Genomic DNA, 7501 nt, shown 5'->3' on the forward strand with positions numbered 1-7501 from the left:
TTACTCGCTTATTAATAAATTTAATATCTCTTCGCCTTTACTCTCAAGTCGCTCGTTTTTCTCGATCAAAAAGAGATTTCTCGTTCTATTTTTAACCGTCTGAATTCTCGCACTCGTGACTTGAAAATGAAGCCTGTCAAAAACACTCATCACATAAGCCATTAGCCCGCGCTGATCTTTTGCGTTGATGCTAAGTTTGGCATAATCTTTTGAGTGGTTTAGCTCGAAGTTTATCTCATCTTTGTTAATATTTGGTTTCAAAGGCTCTCTTAAAACCTCGCTATTTAGTGATTTTAGGGCTAAAATTTTAGTGTTTTCAAGCTCGTGATTTTTTACATTTTGGTTAAAGTCAAGCCTGATATAAAATTTCTTCTCAAAAAGCTCAAATATCTCCATATATGCAAGGTCAAATTTGGCAAATTCATAGAGCAGGGCGCTTAAATTTAGGCTCTTGTTTGTATAAATTTGAATGCTTAAATTTTTAGTATTGTTTATGAAAATTTCGGTTTCGTTTAGGCTGTCAGCCACTTTGCTTAAATTTATGATCTCGCTCGCGCTATATTTTGTAAAGACTAAATTTGATGTGATCTTAAAAATTTTCTCTTGCAGCTTTGGCTCAAGCGCCAAAAACTCGCTATTTCGTTTTATAGACTGCTCTTTTTTTACCCGCCTTGTCGCTTCATCAAGTAAATTTTCATCGCTAAATGCGCTAAGAGAAATTTCATAAAGCTCTCTTAAAAGCTTTGCTGTGTAGGCGTTGTAAAGCCTCTCATTTGTGGCGTTTATCACGCAGTAGCTAAGGATGTAAAGTAGCTTTAAGACCTGTTTGTCGCCAAGCTTTGAGATGAAGGCAAAGATGACGCGCTGTGAGTAGATATCCTCTCTGTTTGAGACGTTGCTCATTAGGGTGTGGTATTTTATCAAGATGACGCCGACGTTGATAGCTTTTTGACTTAAATTTAGCTTGTTCGCGTAGGCTCTAAAGATGTTTGCGCCGATGTTTGCGTGATCTTTTCCGCCAAGTCCTTTGCCAACATCATGCATAAGAGTTACGATCTTAAGCATCGTTTTGCCCTCCAAGCAAAGCTCAGTGTAGAGATTTTTTATAAATTTATCTTTTATGTTTTCAAGAAATTTGACACTTAAGATGCTATGCTCATCAACCGTAAATTCGTGATAGCCGTCATATTCTGCTAGCTGGGAGATGTGCTCCATCGGTTTTATCAAAATTTGTATCATCTGCGCATCTAGTAAGGATTTTAAGATAGCGTAGGAATTTTCTCTTAAAAATATCTTCTTAAACTCGCTTATAGCGCGCTCTAAGCCATCTTTTGTGATGATGGCTCGCTTGATATAAAAGATCGCGCTTATATCAAATTTATAATCCACATCTTTTAGCTCCAAAAGCTCATTTATGAGATCTTCGATAAGGGCTGGCTTTTTGTGAAGTGGCACGTAGATGACGCCATTTATCTCATAAAAGCCATTTTTTAGCCTAGCAAATTTCCTCTGCTCGAAGCTTAGCTCGCTTTTGAAAAATGGCCTGCAAAGCGAAGCTGCGATAAATCTTGAATAAATGGCTACGTTATTCATCGAGCTTAGCATCTTTTGGCTGATGACGCTCTCGTTGTCTTGCAGTTTTTTGGACTTTGTCTGCATGAAATTTGTCGTGATCTCGACACTTGAAGCGCTGAAAGTATCGGTGTTTTGAGTTAAATTTAAAGCACTTAGCAAACTTAGTAAAAAATCCACATTTAGATTAAAACTAGCGATCTCTTTTTCATTCATCACTTTAAGGGCTTGTGATCTAACTGAAACGTCGCTATCAAGGCAGTTTAGTATGCAGTTTAAGCGGTAAATTTCATCGATCCCGCCAAAGCCACTTTTCAAATTTGGCTCTTGCGCCAAGTAGCTTATGCTAGAAAATGGCAAAAATGCCTTTAAATGGTAGTTTAAAAAGGCTTTTTTATCAAATTCTTTTATCTTTACGATCTCGCTTTTTACTAAGCGGTAGAGGCTTTTTGAGCCGCAGATGTAGCGAAGTTGCGAGGTTTCGCTTTTAAATTTAAGGTCGTCTTTGAAATTTATAAAAATTTCATCCACTTCGGCAATTTTTATCACAAATTTCATGCCAGAGCTATCTAAAATTTCAGAAAATTCTTTTAAGAAATTTTTTATATTATAGCCCTTTAAATTTTTATAAACTAGTAAAATTTCAAGCTCGCTATTTGCGCTAAGCAGCGTTTGAGCGTATTTGCCAGTGGCTAGAACGCTAAAAGCAAAGCTGTCGTTTTGTGGTACAAACTCATCAAAAAATTCTCGCATAGTTTCATTTAAATAAGTTTTTATAAAATCATCATACTCTTTGGCTAAGAAATTTGTGAAATTTCTGCCTTGGTTTTTTTGAAAATGTTTTGGCAAATTTGCCTTAAAATCAAGAAATTTCTCTTTGATCTTTGAATAATTATCGCTATTTTTGGCACTTTTATCAGCTAGCATTTAGTGTTTCCATTGTTAAAAATATCTTGACAAATGTTACATAATTTTTGCAAAAACAAAGCTTTATTTGCTTATAATAAAGCCTTAAGTTCAGCTTTAGGACGATATAAATAATGAATCTATTACAAAAACTAGAAAGTGGCGAGAGATTAAGCAAGCAAGAGGCTTTTTCACTTTATGAGCTTGATCTTTTTACATTGGCTAAATTTGCCGATAAAAAGCGCAGAAAACTGCACGGCAATAAGGTCTTTTTTAACGTTAATCGCCATATCAATCCAACAAATATCTGTGCTGACATCTGCAAATTTTGCGCATTTTCAGCCCACAGAAAAAATCCAAATCCATACTTAATGAGCCATGAAGAAATTTTAAAGATCGTAGATGAGAGCGTGCGTCACGGCGCAAAAGAGATACATATAGTCTCTGCGCACAACGCAACTAGTGGCTGGCAGTGGTACTTAGAAATTTTTAAAAAGATAAAGGCAGCCTATCCAGAGCTTCACGTAAAGGCGATGACGGCGGCCGAGATAGACTTTTTATCAAGGCATTATGGCTTAAGCTACGATGAAGTGATAGAAAAGATGCTCGAGTGCGGCGTCGATAGCATGCCAGGCGGTGGGGCTGAAATTTTTGACGAAGAAGTGAGAGCTAAAATTTGCAAAGGCAAGGTAAGCAGCGAGAACTGGCTAAAGATCCATAAAATGTGGCATGATAAAGGCAAACAAAGCAATGCGACCATGCTTTTTGGCCACATAGAAAGCCGCGAAAATAGAGTAGATCATATGCTAAGGATCAGAGACTTGCAGGATGAAACTGGCGGGTTTAACGCATTTATCCCGCTTGTTTATCAAAGAGAAAATAACTACTTAAAAGATGTCAAATTTCTAGGATCGGCTGAAATTTTAAAGACTATGGCGATATCTCGCTTGGTGCTTGATAATGTCCCGCACATTAAAGCTTACTGGGCCACTTCGACGCTAAATTTAGCGATGATCGCTCAGGAATTTGGTGCTGATGATCTTGACGGAACGATAGAAAAAGAGAGCATACAAAGTGCAGCTGGCGCAAATAGCGCAAACGGCACAACGCTAAAAACATTTTGCGATATCATAAAAACATCTGGTTTTACGCCAGTTGAGCGTGATAGCTTATATAACGAACTTAAAATTTACTAAAGGAGCTTGGGGTGAAATTTTTTGACTTAGCACAAAACAAAACGAGTGTGAAGCAGGAATTTGGAGCGGGACTTACGACATTTTTAGCGATGATGTATATCGTGCCGGTAAATGCGATCATTATGAGCAAAACTGGCATGCCTTATGAGGCATTAATCACTGCAACTGCGCTAATTACCATATTTTCTACTGTATTAAATGGTCTTTGGGCGAACACACCAGTTGCGATGAGCGTTGGCATGGGGCTTAATGCTTATTTTACATTTGGTCTTTGCATCGGTATGAAAGTGCCTTGGCAAACGGCTCTTGGTGTTGTTTTTCTAAGCGGCGTGATATTTGTCGTCTTGTCTTTTACAAATTTTAGAATGTGGATAATAAGATCCATTCCGCTTGATCTAAGAAGAGCGATAAGCGCTGGCATAGGCACATTTATCAGCTTTGTCGCGTTTCAGCAAATGGGCTTTATAGTAAATAACGATGCGGTTTTAGTTGGCATAGGAAATTTCAGAGATCCAAACGTGCTTCTTGGCGTTTTGGGGCTATTTTTGGTTATTTGCTTTTGGGCATGGAAGATAAAGGGCGCGTTTATCCTGGCAGTGCTTGTCACTTCAGTGATAGCTTGGGTGCTTGGCATCGCTCCTCATCCAACAGAAATTTTCTCAACTCCAGCCTCTATCTCACCGATATTTTTAGAGCTTGACATAAAAGGTGCCTTTAGCCTAGCCTTGCTACCGGTTATTATCACATTTTTTGTGACCGATCTTTTTGACTCGATAGGCACGCTAGCTGGCGTTGGTACAAGGGCTGGGATATTTGACGAAAACAAAAAAGATGGCGTCGTAAAACTTGAAAAAACTCTTGAAGCTGACGCTGTTGCTACTGCAGCCGGCTCGCTTGTAGGCGTAAGTACGACCACATCGTTTGTAGAGAGCGCAAGCGGCGTAGAAGAGGGCGGTAGGACTGGTCTAACAGCTGTATTTTGCGGACTTTTGTTTATACTTACACTATTTATGTTGCCACTTTTTAAAGCTATCCCTGGCAATGCCATCTATCCGATCCTCGTAATGGTTGGCGTGCTTATGTTTGCTGAGCTTGCTAGCATAAATTTCAAAGATCCAGCCATCGCCGTTGCGACATTTTTCATAGTTGTGCTCATCCCGCTTACTTACTCGATCACAAACGGCCTTGCATTTGGCTTTATGTCATACGTCATAGTTAAGCTTATAAAGAGAGAATTTAGCGATATAAATTTAGGTGTAGTCGTGCTAGCGCTCATTAGTTTTATCGTATTTTTAGTGCATTGATAAGGATGAAAGATGATATTTTATAGCTACGATGAATTTGCCGTTGATGCTAAAAAGATGGCAAAACAGATAAAAGATGAGTTTGATCCAGAGGTGATACTAGCCGTGGCAAGAGGTGGTCTAACGCTTGGCCACTCGCTAGCTGTTGCGCTTGAAAATAGAAATTTATTTACTTTAAATTCTATCCACTATGAAGATACAAACAAGCTTGATACGATACAAATTTTTAACGTGCCAGATCTTAGCAAATACACTAAAATTTTGCTTGTTGATGATATCATCGATAGCGGCGAGAGCATGGTCGAGATAAAAAGAGAGCTGCTTAAACGCTATCCAAATTTAGATATAAAGATAGCTACTGTATTTTATAAAGAAAAGGCTCTGCTTTTGCCTGAATTTAAGGTAAAAGAGGCTCATGACTGGGTTGAGTTTTTCTGGGATATACATATTTAAGGGCGCGATTTGTTAGAAAGAGTTAGAGAATTTGCTAGCAGACACATCGCTTTTAGCGTATTTTTGATATGTTTGATTGATTTTGTTTTTCTGCTTTATGCGGCAAATTCTCTTAGTATAAGCTACAATGAGGCTGAAATTTTCTTTCAAAAGCACAGCCTTTTAAGCTACATCTTAAAATTAAGCACCCATTTTTTTGGTCAAAATGACCTTGCTGTGCGGGGCGTGATGATCTTTTTTCACATCGCAAGCGTGGTTTTGATGTATAAAGTCAGTAAATTTTACATTAAGCTCGAATTTGACAGGATCATAGCGGTCCTACTTTTTGTGCTGCTTCCTGGCACGCTAGCTTCAGCACTTATCATAAATAACGCTGGAATTTGCATCACTCTAGCGCTTTTATGCATATATCTTTTTCATATTAAAAAGAAAATTTTATTTAGCCTCTTTTTCTGCCTAGCCTTTTTCATAGATGGTGATTTTTTGATATTTTATGCAGGATTTTTTATATTTGCACTTTACAAAAGAAAGCCGCCTCTTGCTTGGCTCAGTGCCATTTTATTTTTGCTGACGCTTTACTTTTTTGGCTTTGAAACAAATGGCAGACCAAGCGGGCACTTTATCGATACTTTTGGCATATTTGCAGCTGTATTTTCGCCATTCGTCTTTATCTTTTTTGTATATACGATTTATAGAATTTGGGTTAAGGAGAAGAAGGATCTTTTGTGGTTTATCGCCATTTGCTCATTTTGCTTTTGTATGATAGTCTCTGTGCGCCAAAGGCTGGAGCTTGAGCAGTTCTTGCCATTTTGCGTGATAGCAACGCCACTTATGGTAAGAGTTTTTTTCAACTCATATCGCGTGAGGCTGCCAAAATTTAGAAAAGGTCATAAAATTTGCACTAGCTTAGTGATGCTTTTTTTGATATTTAACTGGTCAGCGATCATCTTTAATCAAATTTTTTACCTTTTTTTAAACGATCCTACAAAACACCTCACTTATAAATTTGATGTAGCAAAAGAGCTGGCAGATAAGCTAAAAGAGGCTGGAGTGCAAGATATAGCGACTGATGATACAAGGCTTGCGCTTAGGCTTAAATTTTATGGGATAAAAACAAAAAGCTACTCTAAAAATTTATTAGCAAGTGCCGATTTAGATGAGAAGTCAAAATTTAGTATAGAAAAAATGGGAAAAGTAGTTGCAAATTTCAATATCAAGGAACGATAAGCTATGAAAAAAAGAGCTTTTACGATGATAGAGCTTATTTTTGTTATTGTTGTTGTTGGAATTTTAGCTGCCATTATGATCCCAAAACTAAACAGAAATGCCTCAAGAGAAGCTGCAAATCAGATCCTAACTCATATAAGATACACTCAGCACCTCGCTATGCAGGATGATAAATATTCTATTACCGAAAAAGGATGGGCAAAACAGCGCTGGACGATAGCTTTTGCTAAAGATAAAGTAGACGGCTGTTCGGTCGATAAAAATAATGAGCAAACTTGGAAATATAGTGTTTATTATGATAAAAGTATGACCGGAAATCCAAATTCGCAAGATGAATTTGCAAGTGATATTTATAAGACTGGAAAGTTACTAACAGCTGGCTGGAGCGGTATGTCAGATGGTGACTGCAAAAAGATAAACAAAGAGCTAAATATAGAAAAAAGATTTGGTATAACAGATGTAACCCTATCTGGTGGATGTGTAAAAGGAAATGCTAAGAAAAAAATCGCTTTTGACGAAATGGGACGACCGATGTGGACAATAAGCACAGTTGGTGGTGGTATAAAGCGACCATACGATAGACTTGTTAAAAAAGATTGCAGTATAACAATAACAGATAAACGCGGCAATCAAACAATCATTACTATAGAAAAAGAAAGCGGCTTTGCATCTATAAAAGAAAATAGTTAAATTTGATTAAAAATTTATAGTTTTTATTTTTTAAAAAAGTTGACATTTTTTAATCTGCATTTAAGCATCCCTCATATATAATTCCAGCTCACGAAACGAGAAACCACCTTTAACTTCACCGTTAATAAAGCCTTTTCTTTTTATCGTTGTTCT

At 37.4% G+C, this 7501-nt stretch carries 6 protein-coding genes; 5 read left to right on the top strand and 1 reads right to left on the bottom strand.

Going from position 1 to position 7501, the window contains the following annotated elements; translation table 11 throughout:
- Nucleotides 1–2499 (bottom strand): HD domain-containing protein, encoded by a 2499-nt coding sequence (locus tag B9N65_RS09625; protein ID WP_087583720.1) that lies wholly within the window; start codon nucleotides 2497–2499, stop codon nucleotides 1–3.
- 110 nt (nucleotides 2500–2609) lie between these two features.
- Between B9N65_RS09625 and mqnE the strand changes: the two genes are divergently transcribed.
- Genes mqnE through B9N65_RS09650 form a run of 5 tightly spaced genes read left to right on the top strand, consistent with a single transcriptional unit; the run spans nucleotide 2610 to nucleotide 7348 of the window.
- Nucleotides 2610–3674 (top strand): aminofutalosine synthase MqnE, encoded by a 1065-nt coding sequence (gene mqnE / locus B9N65_RS09630; RefSeq protein WP_087583721.1) that lies wholly within the window; start codon nucleotides 2610–2612, stop codon nucleotides 3672–3674.
- Nucleotides 3675–3685: 11 nt separating this feature from the next.
- On the top strand, nucleotides 3686–4978 hold the full coding sequence (locus B9N65_RS09635; RefSeq protein WP_087583722.1) for an NCS2 family permease: 1293 nt from the start codon (nucleotides 3686–3688) through the stop codon (nucleotides 4976–4978).
- 12 nt (nucleotides 4979–4990) lie between these two features.
- Nucleotides 4991–5431 (top strand): phosphoribosyltransferase, encoded by a 441-nt coding sequence (locus B9N65_RS09640; RefSeq protein ID WP_012001533.1) that lies wholly within the window; start codon nucleotides 4991–4993, stop codon nucleotides 5429–5431.
- Nucleotides 5432–5440: 9 nt separating this feature from the next.
- Nucleotides 5441–6658, top strand: coding sequence for an ArnT family glycosyltransferase (locus B9N65_RS09645; protein WP_087583723.1), 1218 nt, complete (start codon nucleotides 5441–5443; stop codon nucleotides 6656–6658).
- Between the two features lie 3 nt (nucleotides 6659–6661).
- On the top strand, nucleotides 6662–7348 hold the full coding sequence (locus B9N65_RS09650; RefSeq protein WP_087583724.1) for a pilus assembly FimT family protein: 687 nt from the start codon (nucleotides 6662–6664) through the stop codon (nucleotides 7346–7348).
- Nucleotides 7349–7501 lie beyond the last annotated feature (153 nt).

Source organism: Campylobacter concisus (genome assembly GCF_002165815.1).
Taxonomy (GTDB): domain Bacteria; phylum Campylobacterota; class Campylobacteria; order Campylobacterales; family Campylobacteraceae; genus Campylobacter_A; species Campylobacter_A concisus_BH.

Bases quoted from the DNA above. Each gene is read 5' to 3' on its own strand.
- B9N65_RS09650 (WP_087583724.1), top strand. From the start codon at position 6,662: ATGAAAAAAAGAGCTTTTACGATGATAGAGCTTATTTTTGTTATTGTT.
- B9N65_RS09640 (WP_012001533.1), top strand. From the start codon at position 4,991: ATGATATTTTATAGCTACGATGAATTTGCCGTTGATGCTAAAAAGATG.
- B9N65_RS09625 (WP_087583720.1), bottom strand. From the start codon at position 2,499: ATGCTAGCTGATAAAAGTGCCAAAAATAGCGATAATTATTCAAAGATC.